Origin of the sequence: Bradyrhizobium sp. LLZ17 (assembly GCF_041200145.1) — a bacterium.
Taxonomy (GTDB): domain Bacteria; phylum Pseudomonadota; class Alphaproteobacteria; order Rhizobiales; family Xanthobacteraceae; genus Bradyrhizobium.
The window spans coordinates 246,361-270,137 of sequence record NZ_CP165734.1 but is presented as its reverse complement, the minus strand read 5'-3'; the positions used below and the strand labels follow the sequence as shown (position 1 = coordinate 270,137).

General features: G+C 64.2%; 24 protein-coding genes and 4 pseudogenes. 12 read left to right on the top strand and 16 right to left on the bottom strand.

Going from position 1 to position 23,777, the window contains the following annotated elements; genetic code table 11:
* Window positions 1-5 precede the first annotated feature (5 nt).
* Window positions 6-474, bottom strand: a pseudogene (locus AB8Z38_RS01220) (DUF6691 family protein).
* A 5-nt stretch (window positions 475-479) separates the two neighbouring features.
* The gene (locus tag AB8Z38_RS01215) at window positions 480-908 is read right to left on the bottom strand and encodes a YeeE/YedE family protein (protein WP_369722695.1); all 429 of its coding nucleotides are present in this window, start codon (window positions 906-908) and stop codon (window positions 480-482) included.
* Window positions 909-1,086: 178 nt separating this feature from the next.
* Here AB8Z38_RS01215 and AB8Z38_RS01210 point away from each other — a divergent pair.
* A pseudogene (locus tag AB8Z38_RS01210) lies at window positions 1,087-2,284 on the top strand (GNAT family N-acetyltransferase).
* Here AB8Z38_RS01210 and AB8Z38_RS01205 read toward each other — a convergent pair.
* On the bottom strand, window positions 2,262-2,927 hold the full coding sequence (locus AB8Z38_RS01205) for a DsbA family oxidoreductase (protein ID WP_369726715.1): 666 nt from the start codon (window positions 2,925-2,927) through the stop codon (window positions 2,262-2,264). The pseudogene AB8Z38_RS01210 and the gene AB8Z38_RS01205 sit on opposite strands and share 23 nt — an antisense overlap.
* A gap of 82 nt (window positions 2,928-3,009) precedes the next feature.
* Window positions 3,010-3,831, bottom strand: a complete 822-nt coding sequence (locus AB8Z38_RS01200; protein ID WP_369722694.1) for a helix-turn-helix domain-containing protein — start codon at window positions 3,829-3,831, stop codon at window positions 3,010-3,012.
* A gap of 100 nt (window positions 3,832-3,931) precedes the next feature.
* Between AB8Z38_RS01200 and AB8Z38_RS01195 the strand changes: the two genes are divergently transcribed.
* Complete coding sequence (locus AB8Z38_RS01195) at window positions 3,932-4,201, top strand: hypothetical protein (protein ID WP_369722693.1); 270 nt, start codon at window positions 3,932-3,934, stop codon at window positions 4,199-4,201.
* Complete coding sequence (locus AB8Z38_RS01190) at window positions 4,194-4,592, top strand: hypothetical protein (protein ID WP_369722692.1); 399 nt, start codon at window positions 4,194-4,196, stop codon at window positions 4,590-4,592. Before AB8Z38_RS01195 ends, AB8Z38_RS01190 begins: the two co-directional genes overlap by 8 nt.
* A gap of 127 nt (window positions 4,593-4,719) precedes the next feature.
* Here the strand turns inward: AB8Z38_RS01190 and AB8Z38_RS01185 are convergent.
* Together AB8Z38_RS01185 and AB8Z38_RS01180 are read right to left on the bottom strand one after the other, a co-directional pair.
* A pseudogene (locus AB8Z38_RS01185) lies at window positions 4,720-5,285 on the bottom strand (SET domain-containing protein).
* Between the two features lie 269 nt (window positions 5,286-5,554).
* Window positions 5,555-6,280 carry a TetR/AcrR family transcriptional regulator gene (locus AB8Z38_RS01180; protein ID WP_369722691.1) on the bottom strand — a complete coding sequence of 242 codons (726 nt, stop codon included), beginning with the start codon at window positions 6,278-6,280 and terminating at the stop codon, window positions 5,555-5,557.
* A gap of 105 nt (window positions 6,281-6,385) precedes the next feature.
* On the opposite strand from AB8Z38_RS01180, the gene AB8Z38_RS01175 reads away from it, so the two are divergent.
* The 5 genes from AB8Z38_RS01175 to AB8Z38_RS01155 all read left to right on the top strand — a co-directional run bounded on the left by AB8Z38_RS01175 (window position 6,386) and on the right by AB8Z38_RS01155 (window position 9,966).
* Window positions 6,386-7,783, top strand: a complete 1,398-nt coding sequence (locus AB8Z38_RS01175) for a carotenoid oxygenase family protein (protein ID WP_369722690.1) — start codon at window positions 6,386-6,388, stop codon at window positions 7,781-7,783.
* A gap of 78 nt (window positions 7,784-7,861) precedes the next feature.
* On the top strand, window positions 7,862-8,344 hold the full coding sequence (locus tag AB8Z38_RS01170; protein WP_369722689.1) for an MAPEG family protein: 483 nt from the start codon (window positions 7,862-7,864) through the stop codon (window positions 8,342-8,344).
* Between the two features lie 76 nt (window positions 8,345-8,420).
* The gene (locus tag AB8Z38_RS01165) at window positions 8,421-8,996 is read left to right on the top strand and encodes a hypothetical protein (protein ID WP_369722688.1); all 576 of its coding nucleotides are present in this window, start codon (window positions 8,421-8,423) and stop codon (window positions 8,994-8,996) included.
* A gap of 13 nt (window positions 8,997-9,009) precedes the next feature.
* A complete protein-coding gene (locus tag AB8Z38_RS01160) occupies window positions 9,010-9,564 on the top strand; it encodes an inner membrane-spanning protein YciB (protein WP_369722687.1) in 555 nt (184 codons plus the stop codon).
* 105 nt (window positions 9,565-9,669) lie between these two features.
* Entirely contained in the window at window positions 9,670-9,966 is a 297-nt protein-coding gene (locus tag AB8Z38_RS01155; protein ID WP_369722685.1) for a hypothetical protein, read from the top strand.
* 169 nt (window positions 9,967-10,135) lie between these two features.
* Here AB8Z38_RS01155 and AB8Z38_RS01150 read toward each other — a convergent pair.
* Window positions 10,136-11,792 (bottom strand): annotated as a pseudogene (locus AB8Z38_RS01150) (fumarate hydratase).
* 244 nt (window positions 11,793-12,036) lie between these two features.
* On the opposite strand from AB8Z38_RS01150, the gene AB8Z38_RS01145 reads away from it, so the two are divergent.
* Both AB8Z38_RS01145 and AB8Z38_RS01140 read left to right on the top strand, forming a co-directional pair.
* Window positions 12,037-12,516, top strand: a complete 480-nt coding sequence (locus AB8Z38_RS01145) for a hypothetical protein (protein ID WP_369722684.1) — start codon at window positions 12,037-12,039, stop codon at window positions 12,514-12,516.
* 291 nt (window positions 12,517-12,807) lie between these two features.
* Window positions 12,808-12,981: a hypothetical protein gene (locus tag AB8Z38_RS01140; RefSeq protein ID WP_369722683.1), complete on the top strand. Its 174-nt coding sequence runs from the start codon at window positions 12,808-12,810 to the stop codon at window positions 12,979-12,981.
* A 113-nt stretch (window positions 12,982-13,094) separates the two neighbouring features.
* On the opposite strand, the gene AB8Z38_RS01135 is transcribed toward AB8Z38_RS01140, so the two are convergent.
* From AB8Z38_RS01135 to flgB, 9 genes are all read right to left on the bottom strand, one after another.
* Window positions 13,095-13,802 carry a glutathione S-transferase gene (locus tag AB8Z38_RS01135; RefSeq protein WP_369722682.1) on the bottom strand — a complete coding sequence of 236 codons (708 nt, stop codon included), beginning with the start codon at window positions 13,800-13,802 and terminating at the stop codon, window positions 13,095-13,097.
* A 234-nt stretch (window positions 13,803-14,036) separates the two neighbouring features.
* Window positions 14,037-15,029, bottom strand: coding sequence for a Tim44 domain-containing protein (locus tag AB8Z38_RS01130; protein WP_369722681.1), 993 nt, complete (start codon window positions 15,027-15,029; stop codon window positions 14,037-14,039).
* 354 nt (window positions 15,030-15,383) lie between these two features.
* Entirely contained in the window at window positions 15,384-17,957 is a 2,574-nt protein-coding gene (gene cckA / locus AB8Z38_RS01125; RefSeq protein WP_369722680.1) for a cell cycle histidine kinase CckA, read from the bottom strand.
* A 152-nt stretch (window positions 17,958-18,109) separates the two neighbouring features.
* Window positions 18,110-19,189 carry a flagellar biosynthesis protein FlhB gene (gene flhB / locus AB8Z38_RS01120; RefSeq protein ID WP_369722679.1) on the bottom strand — a complete coding sequence of 360 codons (1,080 nt, stop codon included), beginning with the start codon at window positions 19,187-19,189 and terminating at the stop codon, window positions 18,110-18,112.
* Between the two features lie 10 nt (window positions 19,190-19,199).
* Complete coding sequence (fliR, locus tag AB8Z38_RS01115; RefSeq protein WP_369722678.1) at window positions 19,200-19,970, bottom strand: flagellar biosynthetic protein FliR; 771 nt, start codon at window positions 19,968-19,970, stop codon at window positions 19,200-19,202.
* Window positions 19,971-19,987: 17 nt separating this feature from the next.
* Window positions 19,988-20,251: a flagellar biosynthesis protein FliQ gene (gene fliQ / locus AB8Z38_RS01110; RefSeq protein ID WP_369722677.1), complete on the bottom strand. Its 264-nt coding sequence runs from the start codon at window positions 20,249-20,251 to the stop codon at window positions 19,988-19,990.
* 145 nt (window positions 20,252-20,396) lie between these two features.
* Window positions 20,397-20,705, bottom strand: a complete 309-nt coding sequence (gene fliE / locus AB8Z38_RS01105) for a flagellar hook-basal body complex protein FliE (protein ID WP_369722676.1) — start codon at window positions 20,703-20,705, stop codon at window positions 20,397-20,399.
* 17 nt (window positions 20,706-20,722) lie between these two features.
* Window positions 20,723-21,148, bottom strand: a complete 426-nt coding sequence (gene flgC / locus AB8Z38_RS01100; RefSeq protein WP_369722674.1) for a flagellar basal body rod protein FlgC — start codon at window positions 21,146-21,148, stop codon at window positions 20,723-20,725.
* A gap of 18 nt (window positions 21,149-21,166) precedes the next feature.
* Window positions 21,167-21,571 (bottom strand): flagellar basal body rod protein FlgB, encoded by a 405-nt coding sequence (gene flgB, locus AB8Z38_RS01095; RefSeq protein WP_369722672.1) that lies wholly within the window; start codon window positions 21,569-21,571, stop codon window positions 21,167-21,169.
* Between the two features lie 348 nt (window positions 21,572-21,919).
* On the opposite strand from flgB, the gene AB8Z38_RS01090 reads away from it, so the two are divergent.
* Window positions 21,920-22,882 carry a flagellar biosynthetic protein FliO gene (locus AB8Z38_RS01090; RefSeq protein ID WP_369722671.1) on the top strand — a complete coding sequence of 321 codons (963 nt, stop codon included), beginning with the start codon at window positions 21,920-21,922 and terminating at the stop codon, window positions 22,880-22,882.
* Complete coding sequence (gene fliP / locus AB8Z38_RS01085; protein ID WP_369722670.1) at window positions 22,879-23,634, top strand: flagellar type III secretion system pore protein FliP; 756 nt, start codon at window positions 22,879-22,881, stop codon at window positions 23,632-23,634. Before AB8Z38_RS01090 ends, fliP begins: the two co-directional genes overlap by 4 nt.
* Window positions 23,635-23,777 lie beyond the last annotated feature (143 nt).

The window sequence follows — 23,777 nt, the reverse complement described above, 5'->3', positions numbered from 1 at the left end:
CCGCGTCATGTTTCGAGCGCATCGGCCGGCGTGACGATGGGCGTCGACAACGGCAATTGAGCGATGAAGCGGGCGAGCACCATGCCGGCGCACATGGCGGCGACAAAGATGAATGCCGAAGCAGAGCCAAATCCGAGCGCAGTCAGCGCCGGCCCGGGACAGAAGCCCGCCAACCCCCCAGCCGATGCCGAAGATGGCGGAACCGACGACAATTCTTGCATCGATGTCATTGCGCCTTGGCACGTAGAAGCTTTCTGCGAAAACCGGGCGCGTGAGTTTCAGGACGCGGTTGAAGCCGATGAAGGTCACGGCTATTGCGCCCGCCATCACGAAAGCGAGGCTCGCATCCCACGTTCCTGCGGGTATGCCGCCGACGTCCAAAAAATTCAGTACCTTTGCTGGATTCGACATGCCGGAGGCGATGAGGCCGAGGCCGAAGATCAGGCCGATCACGAATTGAACGAGGATGCTCATCGCCGTCAGCTCCAGTGCCGCATTACAAAGACGGTGGCGACGGCCGCCGCCATGAAGGTGATGGTCGCAACCAGCGAGCGCACCGAAAACCGCGCCAGCCCGCAAACGCCGTGGCCGGATGTGCAGCCGCTCCCCCATACGGTGCCGAAGCCGGTGAGCAATCCGGCGATGATGAGCACTGGCGTTCCCGCCGCAATCGTCTGCGCGGGCAGACTGCCGGTGGCGAGCCGCACCAGCACGGGCGCACCAATGAGGCCCATGACAAAGGCGAGCCGGCCTAAAAATTCGTGATCCTCGTAGGGTGGAAACAGTCGTGCCGCGATGCCGCTGATGCCGGCGATCCGTCCCGTCACCCACATCAGGAGCACAGCTGAAAGCCCGATCAGCGCCCCTCCCAGGAGCGAGGCAATCGGTGTGAAAGGCGTGGCGATCATCGTGATCCTCCGGATCGAGAGCTTGCATCAAAGCATCCGGCCCAGCGTCCGGAATGCTCAATGAGGCGTTAACAATATCACCCGAATTGAAGCGGCGTCCCAACGGGATTTTCCAAACTTTGCGCTATGCATGACCGCGTAACGCCGGCTTCGGCCGCGCGAGCGGGGACGACGGGACGTGAACGACATCGCGCACCAGGTTGCGATCGATCCGGCATCGGCAGAGGATGCCGCGACGTCGCGCGCGCTCGTCCCACTCACTGCGATCGACCCTGGCCAATGGCGCGCTTGCGCAGCGGGCCATCGAGCCGAACGGTTATTACCTGCCCGGCTGGGAGCTTGCGGTCAGTGCGACCGCACTCGGCCGCACGGATGCGCAGGCGCTGCGCGCGTTCCACGGATGTTCGAGCCGGCTGATCGGATTGATTCCGGTGATCTCGCTGTGGCGCGCCTGCAACATCCCCCTGCCCGCGCTGGTGAGCGCACATCCCTATGGCACATTGTGCAGCCCCTTGATCGATCGCGACGCCGCGATCGAGTCCGCAACCCGGCTGCTGCAACAGGCGCGCGAGGCCGGCGCGCATGCGCTGATCCTGCGCGACATTGCGCTCGATGGCGCGGCGATGGCATCGCTCAAAGATGTCCTCGGCCGCACCGGCCTGAAGCCGCGCGTGCTCGGCTCCTACTTCCGCGCCAGCCTGGACGCGACGCAGGATGGCGAGAAGCGGTTGCAGGAGGCGCTCGGCGCGAAAAAGCTCAAAGAGCTGCGCCGGCAGCGCCGTCGTCTCGAAGAGCACGGCCCTGTCCTGTTCGAGGTCGCGCGCAGGCCGGATGAGGTCAGGCCAGCGCTCGAAACATTTCTGCAGCTCGAGGCCAGCGGCTGGAAGGGGATACGTGGTACCGCGCTGGTCCAGGACGCAGGCGATGCGACCTTCATCCGCCGCGCCGTGCCGACGCTCGCAGAGACCGCGCAATGCGAGATCATCACGCTCCGCGCCGGCACGTTGCCGATCGCCGCCGGCATCGTGTTGCGGCACCAGGATCGCGCCTTCTTCTTCAAGCTCGGCATCGACGAGCGCTTCGCAAAATATTCGCCGGGCGTGCAGCTCACGCTCGAACTGACGCGGCACCTCTGCGCTGACCCCTCGATCACCAGCGCAGATTCCACCGCGAGCGCCGACCACCCGATGATCAACCCGATCTGGCGCGCCCGTTTCGCGGTCGGCGACGTGCTGATTCCGCTGCGGCGCAAAGACCCCGTTATGGCGCTGATCCGCGGAGCTCTCGCTGCGCGAGAGACCGCACGCGCGGCGGCGCGGCGCGCGATTCACCTGCTGCGCAAATCAGAGAAGATTACTCCGCCGCCTGCGCGTTGATTTCCGCCGAGACCTCGCGGATGGCCCGTGCCAGCATGTTTGGGTCCTGCGCGCCGGAGACGGCGTATTTCTGCGCAAACACGTAGGTCGGCACGCCGGAGATGCCCTTTTCGGCGGCCTCCTGCGCATCGGCCGAGACGCGCGCGACGTCCTCATCGCTGGCGAGGCGCCGGCGCACGTGGTCGGCGTCGAGGCCGACATCGGCGGCAGCCTGCACCAGCACGCTCAGATCGGTCAGATCGCCGCCGTCGCGGAAATAGAGCTCCATCAAGCGCTGCTTCATCTCGGGCGCCTTACCGGCCGCCTCGGCCCAGAGGATCAAGCGGTGGCAGTCGATCGTGTTGGGCTGACGCTGCACCAGATCCGGCCGGTAGGTGAGGCCCTCCTCGCTTGCGGCTGCGACGACGCGCCCCGCGATGCCCTTATAGGCCTCGACCGAGCCGAACTTCTGGGTGAGATATGCCTCGCGGCTGATGCCCTCGCGCGGCACCCAGGGATTGAGGAAGAAGGGGCGGAATTGCAGCTTGACGGGTACGTCGGGCACGAGCGCAAGCGCGCTCTCGATACGATGCTTGCCGATATAGCACCAGGGGCACACCACATCGGAGACAACATCGATCTGGAGCGGTTTCAGTGGGCTCATATCAGACGAACTCATGGGCGCCTCCTTCGGGCACTTGCGGTTTGGTCCGAAGATAAGCCGAGCGGGGCCTGGGGCAAGAGCGCTAGGCCATATTCGAGGCCGTCTGCTTCAGCCATTCGGCGGTGCGCTCGTCGGCCGGAAAGAACGTCTCCAGCGCCAGCTCCGACAGGGTGATGTCGACCGGCGTGCCGAACACCATGGTGGTGGAGAAGAAACTCAGTATCCTTCCGTCATGGCGCAGCTTGAAGGGGATCGCGACATTGTCGCTCGACAACGGCGCCGATCGTGCTGGGATCGGGTAGCTCTTCAGGTCGTTGTAAAGCTTGATCAGCTCCGGATCGGCGGTCGCCTCGCATTGCCGGTGCAGTCGCTCAAGCAGATGCCCGCACCACTCCGCGACGTTGACCGTGCGCGGCGCCAGCGCTTCGGGGTGAAACGCAAGCCGCAGCACGTTCAAGGGCTGCTCGAGCAGCCGCTGCGGAATGCCCTCGAGCAGCGGCGCCACCATGCGGTTGGCGGACACCAGATTCCAGTGCCGGTCATAGGCCAGCGCCGGATTGGGCTCGTGCGCCTTGAGGACAAGGTCGATCGCCTGGCGAGCGGATTTCAAGGCGGGATCCTCCAGCGGACGCTGCGGAAAGGCTGGCGCATAGCCGGCTGAGACCAGCAGCACGTTGCGTTCGCGCAAGGGCACCTCGAGACGCTCGGCGAGCCGCAGCACCATGTCGCGCGATGGCGCGGCGCGGCCCGTCTCGACGAAGCTCAAATGGCGTGCGGAGATTTCGGCCTCGCCCGCAAGGTCGAGCTGACTCATGCGGCGGCGCTGCCGCCACTCGCGCAAATGGTCGCCGATATGGATCGGCTGGCTGCTTTCGGCGCGTGCCGTGGATGCATGTGCGTTCATGATCGAAAACCTAGCATGCGGATTTGAGCCCTTCCATTACCCCCGAGGTAATCGAATTACGTCCTGCCGCGACGCATTCTTGGTGCGACAGGAGATGACCATGATCGCGCTGCTGCTCTACCGGATTCTCGCCGACCACGTCGCACCCTGGGCCATGAATTTGGCAACCCGGATGCTCGCCCGCAGCCTCAACATGCCGGAGCCGCTGCTGCATTCGACCGGCGCCTATGTCGTCGCGCAGGTCACCGCGTTCGAGCACAGCGTCGGCAAGAGCCTCTCTCCGTTCCGCCCCGTCCGCCTGCTCCGCGCCTGGTGGCGTGGACCGGGCCGAGTTCACCCCAAGCCAACCATGGAGACCGACGATGATTGACGCATCCACCTTCCTGCGCCGCGCGCTGCTCGCCGACGCAATCTTCAGCGGCGTCGCCGCGCTAGGCTTCACTCTTGGTGCGGGCGCGTTCGCAACGCTGTTCAACCTGCCTGAGGCGCTGCTGCGCGAGACCGGCGTGTTTCTGATCGCCTACACCGCACTGGTCGGCTGGCTCGCCTCGCGCGGCTCTGTGCCGAAGCCGCTCGTGCTGCTGGTCGTGATCGGCAACGCGGCCTGGACGGTCGGCAGTGTTGCACTGCTGTTCTCCGGCGCGGTATCGCCGAACTTGCTTGGCGAGATCATGGTGGTGGCCCAGGCGATCGCGACCGGCGTGTTTGCGGAGCTGCAATATCTGGGCTTGCGGAGGAGTGGCGACGCCGTAGCGGCCTGACACCGTTACAAATGCAGTGGTCGCCCGGTCGAGCGGGCGACCGAGCACTTCAAAGACGGTCGTCATATGCGAAAGCCGCAGTGTACTGCATGCCCCGTCCGCGCGGGGCATGACAGCGAGGTCGAGGCTACGCCTTGGCGCGTCCGACCTTGCCGGCGAAGTGCTTGCCGTTCAGCTTCTTCTTTGTCGCCGAGGTGCTTTTCGCACTGGCCTTCTCGGCCCTGCGCTCCGCGCGCGCCTTCACCTTGGCGCGCTCGACCCGCGCCTCGGCGCGCAGCTTCTTGCGCTTCTTCTCGCAAGATCGCACTTGCAGCCGATCGGCTTCAAATAGGCTTTGAAATAATCGGTGCCGTAGTCGTAGTTGATTTCATCGCCCGGCTCGATGTTCCTGATGGCCCGGATGAACACCTTGCGCTCGCGCGGGCGGACATCGGATTCGGCATTGGGCCGGCAGGAATGGTTGATGTAACGGGCAAGGTTCTTGCGTACCGAGCCGTCGATGGTCCAGCGTCCGTTGAGCTCGAACAGATATTTGTTCTCGATATCGTCGTGCGCGGGAATGCGCGAATCCAGGATCGGTCCGAAATAACGGATGATCCGGGTTCCCTTCTTGATCGGTTTGGTGGCGAAGAGGCCAAGCCCGGTCTTGGAGCGGCCGACGCGATAGGGTTTGTTCGACGATATGGCTGGCATGATCAAGAGAAACGAGGACGCGAACCAGGCTGGATAAGCCCAAGCGAAGCCACTCTTCTAGAACGATTCCGCGTCGCTGTCAGGTCTGTCCGGGGTACGTTTGAGCCTTGCCCACAGTGAAGATATGCTTGGAGGATGCTTGAGGCTGCGGGTTCCGCATCATCGCGCGCACCCCTGGTCTTGATCTTCCGCCGATGCCCAATCGTTGGGCGCGCCAACTACCATCGAACACTCAACGCATGGCAGAAGTTATCGTCCTTTCCGTTCGATCAGGATGCGGGCAGCTTCCCCGCTACCGTGGACTTCAGAATTGCTTCCAGCAGCTGCTCGGCCGTGGTGCCCGGCGGCAGCCGCTCCAGGATGTCCTGGAGCCGCCCGTCGAGCAGCAGCATGGTGAAGCCATGTACCATTGACCAGGCCCGCGCGATCGCGGCGCCCTGCTCGATGGTCAGCGCGTCGCCGCTGATCGGCTCATGCCGCATCGCGCCGATGGCATTGGCTAGGCCGGCGAAGGAGGATTCCGCCGCCTCGTGCAGCGAGGGTCTGGAATAGTCGAGGCGTTCGGTGCGGAACATCAGCCCGTACATGCCGGGATGGGCCTGGGCGTAGGCGACATAGGCCTTCGGCCGCGCCAACGCCCGCTCCAGCGGCGAGGTGGCGGCGTCGCAGGCTGACGCCATTGCCGCGTTGAACTGGCGGAAGCCGATCGCCGCGAGCTCGCTGACGAGCCCGGTGAGGTCGCCGAAATGATGGGTGGGCGCGGCATGCGACACCCCCGCCTCGCGCGCCACCGCGCGCAGCGTCAGGCCTGCGAGCCCGTCGCGCTCCAGAACCCGTTCGGCCGCCTGCAGCAGCGCCTCGCGCAGCGCTCCGTGGTGATAGGGCGTGTCGCCTTTCGCGCTCGCCGGGCGCGACGCCGACGATGTTCCTCTGGGGGCACGCCGGCTGCGCGCTGTTTCGCTCTTGGTGTGGGTCTTGGTGTCGGTCTTGGCCATGGGCAAGCTATATGACGCAATATTGACAGTGTAAAGATTTCGCTTGACGAACACTGCAAACGTCACTATCCAATCTTTACGATGTAAAGATAAGGGAGATACGCCGTGCAGCAGGATGCTATCGCCGAACACCGCAGCAACCGCGGGCCGATTCCATTCGAGGCCGACGCGCCCGTCCTCAAGGTTATCGGCGAATTGCCACGCGAACTGAACGGCACGCTGTATCGCAACGGTCCCAACCCGCAGTTCGACTCCCCCGGCGCGCACTGGTTTGTCGGCGACGGCATGCTGCATGCTTTTCACCTCGAGAACGGCCGCGCCAGCTACCGCAATCGCTGGGTCCGCACGCCGAAATGGCTGGCCGAGCATGACGCGGGCCGCGCGCTGTTCGCAGGCTTCGGCCGCAAGCTGCCGGATGCGCCGGCAAACCTGACCGACGGCGGCGCCGCCAACACCAACATCATCTTCCATGCCGGCAAGCTGCTCGCGCTCGAAGAGGCACATCTGCCGACCGAGATCGAGCCGGGCACGCTGGCGACGCGCGGCTATCACAATTATCAGGGCCGCCTCGCCGGCGCCTTCACCGCGCACCCGAAGATCGATCCGACCACCGGCGAGCTGGTGTTCTTCGGCTACAATGCCGCGGGGCCGCTGACGCCCGCCCTCTCCTACGGATCAATCGATGCGTCCGGCAACGTGACGCGCTTCGAGCGCTTCGAGGCGCCCTATGCCAGCATGGTGCACGACTTCATCGTCACGGAGAACCACGTGCTGTTTCCGGTCCTGCCCCTCACCGGCAGCATGGAGCGCGCGACCAGCGGACGGCCGCCCTATGCCTGGGAGCCAGACAAGGGCGCCTATGTCGGCGTGATGAAGCGCAAGGGATCGAGCAAGGACATCGTCTGGTTCCGCGCCGAGACCTGCTACGTCCTTCACGTCATGAATGCATGGGAGGACGGCAACCGCATTGTCGCCGACGTCATGCAGTTCGAGGAGGCACCGCTGTTTCCGCGTGCAGACGGGCGGCCGACCGATTCCAAAAAATCCTTTGCGCGCCATTGCCGCTGGACTTTCGATCTTGCCGGGAATACCGACCGCTTCCAGCAGGCTTATCTGGATGATCTCACCGGCGAATTCCCGCGTGTCGACGATCGCCGTGCGGGGTTGAAGAGCCGGCACGGCTGGTACGCCTGCTCCAATCCAAAACTGCCGGTAATCGGCGCGCTGTCCGGCATCGCCCACGTCGACGGCAATGGCAAACGGCTCGGCCTTTATCTGCTGCCGTCCGGCGACACCATTTCCGAGCCGGTGTTCGTCGAGCGGTCGAAAGACGCGGCGGAAGGCGACGGCTGGCTGCTCGCGGTGGTCTGGCGCACGGATGAAAACCGCAGCGACCTCGCCGTGTTCACCGCCACCGACATCGAGGCCGGCCCGGTCGCGCTGGTGCAGCTCGGCCATCGCGTGCCGGACGGCTTTCACGGCAATTGGGTGCGGGCGCAGTAGCTCCCCCTGGTCGTTCCGGGGCGCGCGAAGCGTGAGCTATGATGCGCGCCCCGGAGTGACGGATAGAGGACGCCTCGCATGCAAGTCCCCACCATCACGGCGAACTATCTCGCGATCCTCGCGCTGATTTACGCCGCGCTGGGGCTGCAAGTCGTCCGGCTGCGACGGAACAGCAAAACCGCGTTCGACGACGGCGGCAATGGCGACCTGCGCAGCGCAATCCGCGCCCATGGCAACTTCATGGAATATGTTCCCATTATCGCGCTGACGGTGGCGCTACTCGAAATGTCCGGCGCATCAGCTTTGCGCATTCACGTGCTGATGGGCCTGCTTCTGCTGTCGCGGCTGCTGCATCCGCTCGGCATGTACGCAACGCCGGGCTCGCTCCGATTTCTGATCTGCCGCGGCGGCGGCATCGCGCTGAGCATCGGCCTCTTGATCGCCAGCGCGCTGACCATCCTGTCGCGGCTGAACTGGATCGCAGTCGCCGATGAGCTCTCCGATCAAGCCATTGCGACGATTGAGTTTTTACGAGTCATTCACGTAATTTTGACACTGTAAAGATTTTGCTTGACCCGGCGCCGGTGCCGAACTATCAATCTTGACATCGTAAAGATTGGCTCGACCGAGGCGGCCCATGACGATTTTCCTGATCCTTGCCCCCTATGGCGTCTACACCCTCCTGATGCTGGTGACGTCGGCCACGATCAGCGTGTTTGCGGCGTCCGCGCTCTGCCTTGTCACGATCGCGATCGATGTTGCGCGCGGTCGCTCGGTGAAGATCCTGGCTGCGGGCTCGGCGGTCCTGTTCGCCGCAATCGGCCTCACCCTCGCGCTGTTCGATCCGAAGCTCGGCACGCTCGGCGTCAAGCTGTCGGTCGATATCGGTATCTTCGTGATCTCGCTCGGCTCGATCCTGGTTCGTCGTCCCTTCACGCTGCAATATGCGATCGAGTCCGTTCCCGCCGAGACCGCGGCAATGCCGGGCTTTCTCACCGCCAACTACATGATCACCGCCGCAGGGACCGCGGCCGCCTTGTTGATGATGGCGGCCAACATCGTGCTGCTCTACTTCCCGGGCCTGCCAGTCTGGTCGGGCCTTGCGGTCGCCTTCGCCGCCCGCAACAGCGCGATCTACTTCACAAAATGGTATCCCGAATATCGCCAGATCAAGTACGGTGCGCCGGCCGCCGTACTGCCGAACACCCCGTAAGACAGGATCGACGATGAAGGACGTATTCGCTCGCCTCGCCTCCGACTTCCTTTCGGCCATCATCTTTTTAGCGATCTATCTCATCACCGACAACGTCATCCTGGCGACGTCGGTGGCGATTGCCGGTGCGATCGCGCAGGTGATCTATGCCCGCGTCAGGGGGCGGCAGCTCAGCTACATGACCTATGCGAGCCTGGCGCTCGTGGTCGTGCTGGGCACGATAACGCTGCTGACGAATGATCCCCGCTTCATGCTGGCGAAGCCCTCGATCGCACATTTCGCGATTGGAGTTATCATGCTCAAACGCGGCTGGATGTTGCGCTACATGCCGCCGATGGTCGCGGAGACCGTGCCGGAATATGTGATTGGCGCCGGCTATGCCTGGGCGGCGCTGATGTTCGTGATCGGCGCCGGGACGATCGCGGTCGCATCCACCGGCGATCTGAAGCTGTGGGCGTTCTACATCTCGGTGGTCGCCGGCGGCGCCAAGATCCTGGCCTTCGCCGTGCAGTATGTTGTGTTCCGGCTCATCGTCACCAGCCGCCGGCGGGCTGCCGCCCGCGCCTGATGGCGTCCACGCGACATTGGTCAGCCGCCAGCAGTTGCGCTATACGCTCGGTCCAGGACTGGCTGCGGATCGTCGCGGCCCGCCGGGATCGTTCGGGAGACGGGAATGGCCGTAGACGGCAACTGGAATCTGACCATGACGACGCCGATGGGCGAGCGCCAGGCGACGCTGACCCTGCTGAGCTCCGGCGGAACGCTGACGGGCACGCAGGGCGCGGAAGGCCAAACCACCGAGATTTTCGACGGCACCATCAGCGGCGACGCCGTCAACTGGAAAGTTTCCATCACCAATCCGATGCCGTTGACGCTCGAGTTCATCGGAAAGGTCTCCGGCGACAGCATGAGCGGCGAGATGGGCATCGGCCCGATGGGCAGTTTTCCGTTCAAGGGGACGAAGGCTTAATTCGGCTCTACCGACGAACACGCCGGAGCCTCCACGCGTCTTTGCGAGGAGCTGTTGCGACGAAGCAATCCAGACTCTTCTTCGTGCAAAGAACGATGGATTGCTTCGCTTCGTTCGCAATGATGGACCGTAAAGACGTCAGCCTCTGCTCCGAAGCGAGCACGCCTCCTCAGCCCAGATTCAACTCCTTGAAGAAGTCGTTGCCCTTGTCGTCGATGATGATGAAGGCCGGGAAGTCGACGACTTCGATCCGCCAGATCGCTTCCATGCCGAGTTCGGGATATTCGAGCACTTCGACCTTCTTGATGCAGTGTTCGGCAAGGTTTGCCGCCGCGCCCCCGATCGAGCCGAGATAGAACCCGCCATACTTCTTGCAGGCCTCGCGCACGGCCGGAGCGCGGTTGCCCTTGGCGACCATCACCATCGAGCCGCCGGCGGCCTGGAACTGGTCGACAAAGGAATCCATGCGGCCGGCCGTGGTCGGGCCGAACGCGCCGGAAGCATAGCCCTCGGGCGTCTTGGCCGGGCCGGCGTAATAGACCGGATGGTTCTTGAAATAATCCGGCAGCGGTTCGCCCTTCTCCAGCCGCTCGCGCAGCTTTCGCGTGCGCGGAATCGCGCGCGACGATCATGGTGCCGGTCATCGAGACACGGGTCTTGGTCGGGTATTTCGAGAACGTCGCCAGGATGTCCTCCATCGGCTGGTTGAGGTCGATCTTGACGACCTCGCCGCCGAGCGACTCCTCGACCTGCGGCAGATACTGCGCCGGATTGTGCTCGAGCTCCTCGAGATAGACGCCGTCCTTTGTGATCTTGCCGAGCACCTGGCGATCAGCCGAGCAGGACACCCCCAACCCGATCGGCAGCGAGGCGCCATGGCGCGGCATGCGGATCACGCGCACGTCGTGGCAGAAATATTTTCCGCCGAACTGCGCGCCAACACCAAGCGACTGCGTCATCTTGTGGATTTCCTGCTCCATCTCGACGTCGCGGAAGGCGTTACCGTCCGGCGAGCCGTGGGTCGGCAGCGCATCGAGATAGCGCGCCGAGGCGAGCTTCACCGTCTTCATGCAGAGCTCGGCCGAGGTGCCGCCGATCACGATGGCGAGGTGATAGGGCGGGCACGCTGCGGTGCCCAGAGTGAGTATCTTTTCTTTGAGGAAGGCGAGTAGCCGGTCCTTCGTCAGCACCGAGGGCGTTGCCTGAAACAGAAAGCTCTTGTTGGCGGAGCCACCGCCCTTGGCCATGAACATGAACTTGTAGGCGTCATCACCTTCGGCATAGATCTCGCACTGCGCCGGCATGTTGTTGGCGGTGTTCTTCTCCTCATACATCGACAGCGGCGCGACCTGCGAGTAGCGCAGATTACGGCGCAGGTAAGCATCGCGCGCTCCTTCCGACAGCGCCGCCTCGTCGTCACCGTCGGTGATGACGTTGCAGCCCTTCTTGCCCATGATGATCGCCGTGCCGGTATCCTGGCACATCGGCAGCACACCGCCGGCCGCGATATTGGCGTTCTTCAAAAAGTCCAAGGCGACGAACTTGTCGTTGGGGCTGGCCTCGCCGTCCTCCAGGATCGCGCGGAGTTGCTTCAGATGGCCCGGCCGCAGATAGTGGTTGATGTCGCCGAAAGCCGCTTCCGACAACGCCCGCAGCGCTTCGCGCGACACCACCAGCATGTCCTTCCCCAAAACCTTCTCCACCCGGACGCCCTCGGCCGTGATCTTCTTGTAGGGCGTCTCGTCCTTGCCCAGCGGGAACAGCGGGGTGTGCTTGTACGGCGGAACGGACTTTGACGGATCGGGAAAAGCGGTGGGAGCGTTCATGGAGGATATCTCGGGTTTTGGAGCCCTCGCGCGGCCCCTGGCATGGAAGCGTTCTAAGCATTTTTGTCGTAAAGGGAAGCCGCTCCGGTGCGGTTGGGGCATCCCGATTCGGCGCCACGGCGGTGATTTCCCCGATCGCCTGGGCTGACGGCGGGGTCATGATCCCGGTTTGTACAGCTCGGTTGCACCCCTTGCGCTTCGCGCTCGCCGACGCTTGAATGCGCGTCCCAAGGGGCTTCTCACCATGACTTTCAAATTGGACGTCCGCGGCGCGATGCTTGTCGCCGCCGCAATCACCGGCCTTGTCACCCTGGCCGCGCCTGCGCGCGCGGACCAGTGCGATGACATCGCCAAGCAGCTGGCGGGCGGCATCGATGGGCTGAAGGTCAACTTCAAGGCCGCCAACATCATCTATCTCACCCACCCGGCCGCGAAGGAGCTTTCGCTCGGCTGCCGCGCCCAGGGACAAAACTATTCCAACGAGCTCTATGCCAAGGGCGACCGCAAGCCGACCCAGAAATTTTTTGATCTTGTCGCCTCCGCCGCAGCCATCACCTTCACCCTGCCAAAGGACGATGCCACGACCGGCGCGACGCGCTGCCTGAAGCGCATGGGCCTGCTGCGCGGCGACAAGGTCTCGATGCGCTACAAGCGCCTCAACATGGAATGCACGCGCACCAAGACCGAGGCATCGATCGCGATCACGCGGCCGAAGGACGAGTAGGCTGCGCTCTCGCCGCGGAAGCGGCACGCGCATATCGCGACGTCGCTGACCACACACTCCGTCATTGCGAGTGCAGCGAAGCAATCCAGACTATCTCTGCGGAGGGATACTGGATTGCTTCGCTGCGCTCGCAATGACGAGGGGAGGTTCATCGTCTCGCGGACATCGCCAATAGAGGCGCGAGAACAGCGCCTCACCACGCACGGATCCCTCGCATTTTAACGATTGGCTTGACGGAAGCTTCGTCGCTCGCAGGGCAGGGTCAATTGTTCAATCTGTGAGGATTTGTGGATGAGCGTTTCAAGCGTTGCGCCGCCCCCTGTGACGATCGTAGTCCCGAGCTATGACACGACCAAGCAGCAGGACGAGCAGGTCAAGGCCAAGGACAACGACCCGACCTATCAGCCGACGCCGCCCGCGCCGCTGCCGCCGGGCCAGGGCACGCGGATCGATCAGCTCGCCTGATCGGGTTCGCCGACGGTGGATCGCCCGATCCGGTTGATCGGGCCTTTCGCGTGTCCGCTCACAACTTTGCCCGACAGCGCGGGCAATCCGCCGCCAGCCTCGGTCCGGACCGGCTAATTATCGAGCTCGCGATAGCGGCGGAAGATGCCCTGCTCGTTGTAGGGAATGCGGCGCTCGCTTTCGAGATAGGCCTTGATGTTCGGTCGCGCCGCGACGCGGTCGTGCAGGCCGACGAGACCGGGGATTTCGTCCTCGAACGCGTTCATGCGTTTCGGAAAGGCGTAGCGCAGGCCGTCGACGACCTGGAACAACGAGAGATCGATATAGCTCAGCCTGCGGCCGGTGAGGTAGTTGCCGCCATTCTCGTCGAGAAGCTCTTCGAAATAGCCGAGATATTTCGGCACGCGCGCTCTCCAGAAATCGGCCGTACGCTTCTTCGCCGGTGGCTTCTGGTCTTCGTAATAGAGCGAAGGTCCGAGCGGATGATGGGTATCGTGGATCTCGACCACGAAGTCCGTGATCGTGAGCTGGAGCTGGTGCACCCAGAGTCGTCCAGCTTCCGTCGTGGGCGCAAGCCCATGGCGCGCGCCGAGATAGAGCAGGATGTTCGCAGTCTGGCCGATGACGAGCTTGCCGGCCTTCAGGAATGGCGGCGCAAACGGTGGCGTGCCCTTGTGCGGATCCATCATCTTCATCATCGCAGCCGTGCCGCGCGGACCGCGCGCGACATCGACATAGGCCGCACCTGCCTCCTCCAGCGCCAGCCGCACATATTCGCCGCGGCCCTGGATCTCGGGCCAGTAATAGAGCTCGTATTTCATCACGGAATCCCCAAGGGAGAGTGCCTCAGGATAAGCCTAGCACGTCGCCGCAAGTTCCCTTACGGCGAGTCGGAACGCTGTCACCACACGTCATTGCGAGCGCAACCGAAGCAATCCAGAATCCCACCGCCGAAAGACTCTGGATTGCCTCGCTGCGCTCGCAACCACGCGTCTCCAAACGACGAAAGGCGCCGTGCCGGAGCACGACGCCTTGGATTCTGCTGTCGCCAGCGATCAGTTGGTCTGCTGGATCGCCGACAATTCCCAGGCGCTGCCCAGGCGACGGGCAAACGTCCAGACTTCGGTGACCTCGCCCGGCTGCTCGCCGCCGGCGACGATGGCGCCGGTGCCGCGGTCGACCGTCTTGTCGGTGAGCGCGAAGCGCATCGCCACCGTCGCGTATTCGGTGTCTCCCTCGCGCCAGGCCTCCGCCAGGTCACCCTGCAACAGCTTGACGTTGGACGTCTTGTTGACGACGTTGCGCGCGCGGTTCTCTGCCAGATCCTTCTCGAAATACGAGACCATTTCCGGCGTCGCGAGGGTGTGCAGTTTTGCAACGTCCTCGTTGGACCAGGCGGTCTGGATATCGCCGAGCAGGCGCTCGAACGCCTCGTAGTCGTCGGGGCGGATTTCGAGCGGCGCATTGTTGGCGCCGAAGCCGAAGCCGCCGCCAAGCCCGCTGCGGTAGCTCGTCTGCGCTCCCGGACCACCGCCGGAATCAGCACCGGCGTAGGCCGCCTGCGGCGCGTTGCGGCGCTGCCACCAGGACATTGCCAACCGCACCACGAACACGACGAGCACGATCTGGATGATAAGGCCCAGGATCGACGACAGGCCGCCGAGGCCACCGAACAGGCCGCCACCGAACAGCATGCCGAGAAGACCTGCGCCGAGGAAGCCGGCCGCGAGACCGCCCAGGAACCCGCCGCCACGACCGAACAGGCCGCCACGCGCAGGAGCCGAGGCAGCCGAATTCATGCCAGCGCCCGGCTGGGTGAAGGTGCGATTGAATTGCGAGGTGGAGCCCGGCGCGGTCGTGGTCGACGGCGGGGCCGAGAAGGTCCGCGAACCGCGCGAACCGGACGAGAAGCCGCCGCCGACGCGGGCGTCAGCGGACGAGATCGCCAGCGCGGTCGGCAGCGCTAGCGCCAACACGACGGCAATCGTCTTCACGAGAGTGCGGGACCATTGCGAGAAATTCATGTGCGTTTCCCAAATCCCCGGCATGGGGACGTGCGCCTAAGATGGGTAGACTTCGCAAAAAGTGAAGCCGGTTTCGGAACCCGTGGCTGCGGCCCTCAGTCGCGGGGAAGTGGTAAAAATCGTTATACCGCGGGGGTTTGGCGGCAACGCACGGCGGAACCGTGGTTGCGGGTTACCGGCGGGTTTACGACGGGAATTCCGCTCCCTCCCCAATGTCGTCCTGGCGAAAGCCAGGACCCATTACCCCAGGAAGCAATTTGGCGACGATTGGGCATTCGGGACTGGCAGCGTGCCCACTCGATAGATCACGCGGTATGGGTCCTGGCTTTCGCCAGGACGACGGCGGAGATTGTTGCGCGTCCCTCGTTTAACGCCAACTCACCCCTGCTTCGCCATCGTCTCCTTCACCGCCGCCACGAGCTGGCTGAGCGTAAACGGTTTTGGCAGGAAGTCGAACTGCTGGCCCTCGGGCAGGCTCTTCTCGAAGGCGTCTTCGGCGTAGCCGGAGACGAAGATGAACTTGATGTCGGGATTCTTCTCGCGCATCGCCTTGAGCAAGCTCGGGCCGTCCATCTCGGGCATGACGACATCGGAGACGACGAGGTCGATCCCGCCGCTCTGCTCGGCCAAAACCTCCATGGCCTCGACGCCGTTCTCGGCCTCGACCACGGTGTAGCCGCGCGAGCGCAGGCCACGCGCGTTCAGCGCGCGCAGGCCCTCTTCGTCCTCAACCAGGAGGATGGTGCCCTGTCCGGTGAGATCGGTGCGCGGCTTGGCTTCCGCTGCAGATGCAGCTTCCTTCGCGGCGCCAACGGTCACCGCCGCAGGCGGCTCGAGCTGGAGGTCCGGCTCGGCATGATGGCGCGGCAGGAAGATATGGAACGAGGTGCCCTGCCCCGGCTGGGAGTCGACATAGATGAAGCCGCCGGTCTGCTTGACGATGCCGTAGACGGTCGAAAGCCCAAGCCCGGTGCCCTTGCCGACTTCCTTGGTCGAGAAGAACGGCTCAAAGATCTTGTCGCGGATGTCGGCAGGGATACCGGTGCCGGTATCGGCGACCTCGATCCGCACATAGTCCGCCGCCGGCATGCCCTTGTAGGCGAGCTTGCCCGCGTCCGCGCTGCCGACATTGGCGGTGCGGATGATCAGCTTGCCGCCGTCCGGCATCGCGTCGCGCGCATTGACCGCGAGATTGACGATCACCTGCTCGAACTGGGAGACGTCGACCTTCACCGGCCAGAGATCGCGGCCGTGGATCAGGTCGAGCTTGACCTTCTCGCCGATCAGCCGGCGCAGCAGCATGGTGAGATCGGACAGCGCGTCGCCGAGATCGAGCACCTGCGGCCGCAGCGTCTGTCGCCGCGAGAACGCGAGCAGCTGCCGCACCAGGGTCGCGGCGCGCGTCGCGTTCTGCTTGATCTGCATGATGTCCTGGAACGACGGATCGGTCGGCTTGTGCGCGTTCAGCAAGAAGTCATTGGCCATCATGATGGCGGACAGCACATTGTTGAAATCGTGCGCGATGCCGCCGGCGAGCTGGCCGACCGTCTCCATCTTTTGCGACTGGTTGATCTGGTTCTCCAGCGCACGCCGCTCGGTGGTCTCGAGCATGTGGACGATCGCAGCTTCCGCGTCGTTTTCGCCGCCGTCGACCGGCGTCACGAAGAACTGTCCCCAGCGCTCCTTGGTGCCTTCCAGCGCCACCTCGACCGGTGCGATGTCGGCCTGGTTTTCGGCAGCCTGGTTGATGGCCGCGATCAGCAGGTGCCGGTCGCGCGAATTGACCGCGCGAAAGATCGACTTGCTGGCGCTGTCGAGGCCGAGGGCTTGACCTAGCTTGGCGTAGCGGGCATTGGCGCGCACGACGTTGCCGGCGCGGTCGACGGTGGCAATCGCCATCGGGGTATGATCGAAGAAGCGCATGAAGCGCACTTCGGCGGCGCGGTCGGGATCGCTGCGTTCGTCGCGGGCACGGCTGATGACCAGCGTGCGCGACGGGCCGGGCGCGCCGTCGGCGCCGAAAGCGAGCTTGTGATAAAGCCGCACCGGCATGGTCTTGCCGGTGCGCATGCGCAGGTCGATGTCGAAGATTTCCGTCTTCACCTCGCCAGGCACCGCCACGATCGAGCTGAGCAGCGAGGCACCGTCGCCGGAGACGATGTCGGCGAGCTTGAGGCCGCCGGAACCAATCTCGGCGAGGTCGTAGTCGAGCCAGTTCGCCAGCGTGGCGTTGACATAGGCGAGCTCGCCGGCGGGATTGACCGAGAAGAACCCACAAGGCGCGTGGTCGAGATATTCGATCGCGTGCTGGAGCTCCTGGAACACGTCCTCCTGGCGTTCGCGGTCGCGGGTGATGTCGGCGATCGACCACACCGCATATTTGGCTTCGCGCTTGCCGGTGCCGAGCGGGCGCACGCGCATCCGCAGCCAGCGGCCCTGGCTGCCGTCGTGGCCGGAAATGCGTACCTCTTCCTGCTGCCGCTTACCTTCGCGCGCCGCCTTGAGCAGACGGAACACCGCTTCGGAGACATCAGGATTGCCGATGAAGACGCGCTCGACCGGCCGCACGTCTTGCGGACCGGAGGCGCCGGTCAGGGTCAGATAGGCCGCATTGGAATAGACCACATGGCCGCGCGGATCGGTAACCGCGAGGCCGTCGAAGGCGTGATCGGCGATGCGCCCCATCACGGGATCGTCGAGATTGCGGTCGACAAAGCGAATGATGCCGGCGGCGAAGGCGAACAGGTTGAACAGGCCGATCATCGCCAGCACGGCGAGGATGCCGAGAATATAGGGCTGCGCCTGCGCGCGCCCGAGCGTCATCAGCCCGATGGCGACCGCGACCAGGCCGGTGGCGACCAGCAGCACCAGCGCAATGCTGCCCGAGCGCGGCGACGGCTCATGCGCCGCAACGGGCTCGCGGGACAGGTCGTGGTCGGTCTCGGCAGTCATTTCACGCTGGTGCAGCCTGTCGGCAGAGAATCAACGCGCTTCGGGGCACGTGGGGTCCTCCCTGCCTGAATCGGACCCGCAGGCGCAAGGGCGCCATAGGGGAAAGGTACGCTGATTCCCAGTTTACGGCCATTTCCGGTACTTTTCGGGGGTTATTGCCGTGCGGCACTAAATCCGCGCTTCATCCGCATGACGTAACCGATGACTTCGGCGACTGCGTGGTAGTGCTCCATCGGGATTTCCTGGTCGATTTCGACGGTGGCGTAGAGCGCACGAGCCAGCGGAACGTTCTCGACGATCGGAATGTCGTGCTCGCGCGCGACCTCCCTGATCTTGAAGGCGATATTGTCGACGCCCTTGGCGACGCAGATCGGCGCCGACATGCCGCGTTCATAGGACAGCGCCACCGAATAGTGGGTCGGGTTGGTGATGATCACCGAAGCTTTTGGAACCGCTGCCATCATGCGCTTCTTGGAGCGCTGCTGCCGCAATTGCCTGATCTTGCCCTTGATGTGCGGATCGCCTTCGGACTGCTTGAACTCGTCCTTGATCTCCTGGAGCGACATTTTCTGCCGCTGGAACCAGCTCCGGTACTGGAAGAAATAGTCGGCAATGGCGACGATCGCGAGCGCCGCGACCACCGCGCCGAGCATGTGGATGGTCATGCCCGTGGTGGCGCCCAGCATGCCGGACGGATCGAGCTTGACCATCGCCTCCATGCGGTGCCGCTCCGGCCACAGGATCGTGGTCATGACGACGCCAACCGCGATCAGCTTGCCAATCCCCTTGAGGAAGTTCGCGGCTGCCTGCTTGCCGAAGATGCGCTTGAAGCCGGCGGCGGGCGAGAGCTTGCTGAATTTGGGCTTGAGCGATTCGGCCGACCATACCAGCCGGTGCTGGAGCATATTGCCGGCGATGGCCGCCAGCACCAGCATCAGCAGGGGAATGCCGACGGCCGCCAGCACCGCGCCTTCGATCTGCTGCACCAGCACGAGCAGGTTCCCGGGGTCGGTCTTGATCATCCAGGAATTGGCGAGCAGGTTGCGCATCGGCGTCACCAGCCCGCTGCCGACCGAGCCCGAGAAGGTCGAAACCACGAGAGTGCCGCCCGCGATCATGAACCAGGTGTTGATCTCCTGGCTTTTGGCGACGTCGCCACGCTCGAGCGCCTCTTCAAGACGTTTTTGCGTCGGGTCTTCTGTTTGACTCTCTGGATCGCTGTCATCCGCCATCGATCACTCCTTACTTGAGCGGCATCATCTGGTGCATGACACCGATGAAGTAATCGAGGTAAGTGCCCATCATCGCCGTGAGCACCATGGCCAGCACCAGGAAGCCCACGAAGATCGACAGCGGCACGCCGACGAAATAGACCTGCATCTGCGGCATCAGCCGCGCCAGCACGCCGAGTCCGATATTGAACACCAGGCCGAACACCAGGAACGGCCCGGAGAGCTGCAGGCCGAGCAGGAACGCTGCGGAGAACGCCCTTGTGGCAAGCGAAGCAACGTCGCCGCTCGACACGGTCTCGCCCGGTGCGAAGATCGCATAGCTGTCGTTCAGCGCCGCGATCACCAGATGATGGCTGTCGGTGGCAAACAGCAGCGTGACCCCGAGCATGGTCAGGAAATTGCCGACCAGCACACCCTGCTGCCCCTGGGTCGGATCGACCGAGGTGACGAAGCCCAGTCCCATTTGCTGCGCGATCACGGCGCCCGCGACCTGCAACGCCGAGAGGGTCACGCGCGCCGTCGCACCCAGCACGATGCCGATCACGATCTCATGCAGCATCAGCACCAGAAGTGGCGCGAGCGAGCCCATATCGACATGGTAGGCATTGCGATGCAGCGGCAGGATCACCAGCGTGAGCAGAAGCGCGATCGACAGCTTGACCCGCGTCGGGATGTTGGTCTCGCCGAGCCCCGGCAGCAGCATCACCATCGCACCGACCCGGGCGAAGGCGAGCATGAAGGCTGCGGCAAGCGCCGGCAGCAGCGAGACGTCGATGCGCATGACGCCCGCATTGTGCCTCAGCCGCCGACGATTCGCGACGAGATCCGCAGCATGTGGGAATGGAGTGCGTCCGCCATGAAGGGCAGCGCCAGCAGCATCGTGGCGAAGATGGCCAAGATCTTCGGCACGTAGATCAGCGTCTGTTCCTGGATCTGCGTCAGCGCCTGGAAGAGCGACACCACCACACCGACCACAAGCCCCACCAGCATCAGCGGCGATGACACGATCACGATGGTCCAGATCGCATCACGCGCGACGTCGAGGGTTTCAGGTCCGGTCATGTTGATTTCTCGCTCTCGGTTACTTCGTTACTTCGTCATTCCGGGGCTCGCGAAGCGAGAGCCCGGAATCCATCCGGCCTCAGCGTCGGTGGCACCATGGATTCCGGGCTCGCGACTTCGTCGCGCCCCGGAATGACAACCCCATTCAGATCGGCATCTTCATGATGTCTTCGTAGGCCGCGATCACGCGGTCGCGGACCGAGACCAGCGTGGACACCGCGACGTCGGTGTCGGCGACCGCCGTCACCACGTCCATCACGTTGGCCTTGCCGGCGGCCATCGCCACCGTCTGCGCATCCGATTTGCGGCCGGATTCCATGACGCTGCCGACGGCGTCTTTCAGCAGCGAAGCAAAGGATTGGCCGTTTGCCTCGCTGCCCTTGCCAGCGCCGCTGTTTTCCAGCACGCGGGCAAGACTGGCATAAGCATTGGCGGCGATTGAGGGTGTTGCCATGGCTCAAGGTTTCCCGTTCAGGATTTGAGGATGTCGAGCGTGCGCTGGATCATCCGGCGCGTCGCACTGATGATGTTGACATTGGCCTCGTAGGACCGCTGCGCATCGCGCATGTCGGTCATCTCGACCACCGAATTCACGTTGGGATATTTGACGTTGCCGCTGGCATCCGCCGCTGGATTGCTCGGCTCGTATTTGACGCGGAAGTTGGACTGGTCGGGCTTGATCTTGCCCAGCGTGACGACCTGGGCATCGAGCGTGCGGTCCAGCGCCGAGGAGAACGTCGGCACCTTGCGCCGGTAGGGATCGCCGCCGGCGGACTGCGACGTCGAATCCGCATTTGCGATGTTTTCCGAGATCACCCGCATCCGCCCGGCCTGCGCCCGCAACCCGGAGGTTGCGATCGCCATCGAACGGGCAAAGTCGCTGCTGTCATTCGCCATGATACGGCTCCTTTAATCCTAGCCCTTGCCGATCGCCGTCTTGAGAAGATGCAGGCTCTTCGAATAGAGCGAGGTCACCGCGGCATAGTCCATCTGGTTGCTGGCGGACTTCATCATCTCTTCTTCGAGATTGACGGCGTTGCCCGCAGGGCGGGTCTCGAAGCCCGCATTCCTGTTCTGGTCGAAGATTGAGGCCGCGCCGGACGGCGTCATGTGGGACGCGCTGGTAACGGCCATGGCCAGCGGCCCCATCGAGCCCGCGGCGGCGCCGGTCTTGTCGAATTTCGGTTCGACCAGTTCGCGCGGCCTGAAATTGGGGGTGTCGGAATTTGAGACGTTCTCGGACAGGACGCGCTGGCGTTCCTGGTGCCACTGCATCTTGGTGCGAAGCGCCGACAGCACCGGAAGATCGTTGATCGACATCGTTGCGGCTCCTTCCGCCTCGCAGGACCCATGGTCCGAAGCTAGGCAGAATTTGCCGCGTATATGGTTAACAGGTGGTTAAAGCTGCGGTGGATCGATGTTTCCGTTTGGGACATCATTTCGCCGCATGATTCCCGCATTCCAAAAGCGGCGTTAACCCAACCGCTTGGCGGCGTGTACACGGGCAAGAAGTCGTTTTGGATCGGGCGATTCATGGGTTATTAAGGGTCGGGGACGGCAAAACTTGCCGCGGGACGTTAACAGATCGCAGTTTTTGGGGCATCGCACGCCGGTGGTCGGCGCATCCGATCATAGGCACGAGAGAAGCGCCATTTACCGGGGACAGGTATGAACGGTAGCCCTATCACTTTCATCGTCGCGTTCATCGTCGTTCTGGCGTTGATCGGCGTCGCCGCGTGGCTGGTCCGCCGATTCGCGACCACCCGGCTCGGCGCCAACACCCAGCGCGGCAGGATGCCCCGGCTCGCCGTGATCGACGCGGCCGCGGTCGATGGCCGCCGGCGCCTGGTGCTGGTCCGGCGCGACAATGTCGAGCATCTGCTGATGATCGGCGGCCCCACCGACATCGTCGTCGAGCCGAACATCGTGCGCGCCGCGCCTGGCCGCGACCAGCTTCCGCAGCGCTCCAATGCGGCCGAGCCGCCGCGCCTCGCCCCGATGCCCGACACCAGCGGGTGGGCTGACGAAGCACCGCGGCCCGAAGTGCTCGACCATCCCGAGCCGCAAATGCCGGAGCCGCCGCCGCGGCCCGCGCGCCCCTCCTTCGCCGACGAAGTCCGCCGGCCCGCGCCTGCCCTGGCCGAGCGCCGCGGCGATCGCGGAGATCCCTTGGCGGGCTTTGCGCCTGAGCCGATCGCCCCGCGGCCCGAACGCGAACTGCGTCCGGAGCCGGTGCCGCCGCGCGTTGCCCGCAACGAACCGCCATTGATGCCGCGCCCGCCGCGTCAGAGCGATCCGGCGAAGGCGCCTCCGCTGCGTGCCGAGCGCGCCGCCGCGCCACCGCCGCCGGTGCCGCAGGCTCCGCCCGTGCCGCCGGTTGCTGCCGCGCCGTCGAGCGCCGAACAAAATCTCGCTGAAATGGCCCAGCGCCTCGAGGCCGCCTTGCGCCGTCCGGCCGGCGAGACCGTCGCGCCTCCGGTTGCGCCGGAGCCGCCGGCAGCTCCGCCGCGCGCGGCACGCAACGAGCCGCCGCCGCCCCCGCCGGTCAGGCCGGCTCCGGAGAAGACCAGCTTCGAGAATCTCGAAGACGAGATGGCCTCGCTGCTCGGCCGTCCGAAGCCGTCTTCGTGAGGCTGCTGACCCTCCCGCGTAGAGTTTTCCTTTTTTCTGTCCTGATCGCCGCGGCTTCGCTCGCAGGCCCTGCGCATGCGCAGGACATCAGCATCAATCTCGGGAGCCAGGGCGGCGGCGGCGTCACCGAGCGCGCGATTCAGCTCATCGCGCTGCTCACGGTGCTGTCGATCGCGCCGTCGATCCTGATCATGATGACGTCGTTCACGCGCATCGTTGTCGTGCTGTCGCTGTTGCGCACCGCGATGGGCACGGCGACTGCCCCGCCCAACTCGGTGATCCTCGCGCTTGCGATGTTTCTCACCTTCTTCGTGATGGGACCCGTTTTGCAAAAATCCTACGACGACGGTATCCGCCCGCTCGTCGCCAACCAGATCAGTGTCGAAGACGCGCTCCAGCGCGCCTCGGTGCCCTTGCGCGGCTTCATGCAGAAGAACGTGCGCGAGAAGGACCTGAAACTGTTCCTGGATCTCTCCGGCGAGCCGCCGCCGGCTACGCCCGACGAACTCGCGCTGCGCATCCTTGTCCCCGCCTTCATGATCTCCGAATTGAAGCGTGCCTTCGAGATCGGCTTCCTGCTGTTCCTCCCGTTCCTGATCATCGACCTCGTCGTCGCATCGGTGCTGATGTCGATGGGCATGATGATGCTCCCGCCCGCAACGATCTCGCTGCCGTTCAAGCTGATCTTCTTCGTGCTGGTCGACGGCTGGTCGCTGGTCGCGGGAAGTCTGGTGCAGAGTTACGGGGGATAGAGACCGACGAGGGTCAGCGAAATGCACTATGCGGCAGCGCGTCCCCTCTACGTCCGAAGTAGCCCCGCCCCCTCCCCGTCATGCGAGGAGCCCTTGCGACGAAGCAATCCAGAATCCCTCCGCCGAAAGATTCTGGATTGCTT

What these genes read in the sequence shown, in the direction of transcription:
- AB8Z38_RS01215 (WP_369722695.1), bottom strand. Translation starts at nt 908, where the DNA reads ATGATCGCCACGCCTTTCACACCGATTGCCTCGCTCCTGGGAGGGGCG.
- AB8Z38_RS01205 (WP_369726715.1), bottom strand. Translation starts at nt 2,927, where the DNA reads ATGAGCCCACTGAAACCGCTCCAGATCGATGTTGTCTCCGATGTGGTG.
- AB8Z38_RS01200 (WP_369722694.1), bottom strand. Translation starts at nt 3,831, where the DNA reads ATGAACGCACATGCATCCACGGCACGCGCCGAAAGCAGCCAGCCGATC.
- AB8Z38_RS01195 (WP_369722693.1), top strand. Translation starts at nt 3,932, where the DNA reads ATGATCGCGCTGCTGCTCTACCGGATTCTCGCCGACCACGTCGCACCC.
- AB8Z38_RS01190 (WP_369722692.1), top strand. Translation starts at nt 4,194, where the DNA reads ATGATTGACGCATCCACCTTCCTGCGCCGCGCGCTGCTCGCCGACGCA.
- AB8Z38_RS01180 (WP_369722691.1), bottom strand. Translation starts at nt 6,280, where the DNA reads ATGGCCAAGACCGACACCAAGACCCACACCAAGAGCGAAACAGCGCGC.
- AB8Z38_RS01170 (WP_369722689.1), top strand. Translation starts at nt 7,862, where the DNA reads ATGCAAGTCCCCACCATCACGGCGAACTATCTCGCGATCCTCGCGCTG.
- AB8Z38_RS01165 (WP_369722688.1), top strand. Translation starts at nt 8,421, where the DNA reads ATGACGATTTTCCTGATCCTTGCCCCCTATGGCGTCTACACCCTCCTG.
- AB8Z38_RS01160 (WP_369722687.1), top strand. Translation starts at nt 9,010, where the DNA reads ATGAAGGACGTATTCGCTCGCCTCGCCTCCGACTTCCTTTCGGCCATC.
- AB8Z38_RS01155 (WP_369722685.1), top strand. Translation starts at nt 9,670, where the DNA reads ATGGCCGTAGACGGCAACTGGAATCTGACCATGACGACGCCGATGGGC.
- AB8Z38_RS01145 (WP_369722684.1), top strand. Translation starts at nt 12,037, where the DNA reads ATGACTTTCAAATTGGACGTCCGCGGCGCGATGCTTGTCGCCGCCGCA.
- AB8Z38_RS01140 (WP_369722683.1), top strand. Translation starts at nt 12,808, where the DNA reads ATGAGCGTTTCAAGCGTTGCGCCGCCCCCTGTGACGATCGTAGTCCCG.
- AB8Z38_RS01135 (WP_369722682.1), bottom strand. Translation starts at nt 13,802, where the DNA reads ATGAAATACGAGCTCTATTACTGGCCCGAGATCCAGGGCCGCGGCGAA.
- AB8Z38_RS01130 (WP_369722681.1), bottom strand. Translation starts at nt 15,029, where the DNA reads ATGCCGGGGATTTGGGAAACGCACATGAATTTCTCGCAATGGTCCCGC.
- cckA (WP_369722680.1), bottom strand. Translation starts at nt 17,957, where the DNA reads ATGACTGCCGAGACCGACCACGACCTGTCCCGCGAGCCCGTTGCGGCG.
- flhB (WP_369722679.1), bottom strand. Translation starts at nt 19,189, where the DNA reads ATGGCGGATGACAGCGATCCAGAGAGTCAAACAGAAGACCCGACGCAA.
- fliR (WP_369722678.1), bottom strand. Translation starts at nt 19,970, where the DNA reads ATGCGCATCGACGTCTCGCTGCTGCCGGCGCTTGCCGCAGCCTTCATG.
- fliQ (WP_369722677.1), bottom strand. Translation starts at nt 20,251, where the DNA reads ATGACCGGACCTGAAACCCTCGACGTCGCGCGTGATGCGATCTGGACC.
- fliE (WP_369722676.1), bottom strand. Translation starts at nt 20,705, where the DNA reads ATGGCAACACCCTCAATCGCCGCCAATGCTTATGCCAGTCTTGCCCGC.
- flgC (WP_369722674.1), bottom strand. Translation starts at nt 21,148, where the DNA reads ATGGCGAATGACAGCAGCGACTTTGCCCGTTCGATGGCGATCGCAACC.
- flgB (WP_369722672.1), bottom strand. Translation starts at nt 21,571, where the DNA reads ATGTCGATCAACGATCTTCCGGTGCTGTCGGCGCTTCGCACCAAGATG.
- AB8Z38_RS01090 (WP_369722671.1), top strand. Translation starts at nt 21,920, where the DNA reads ATGAACGGTAGCCCTATCACTTTCATCGTCGCGTTCATCGTCGTTCTG.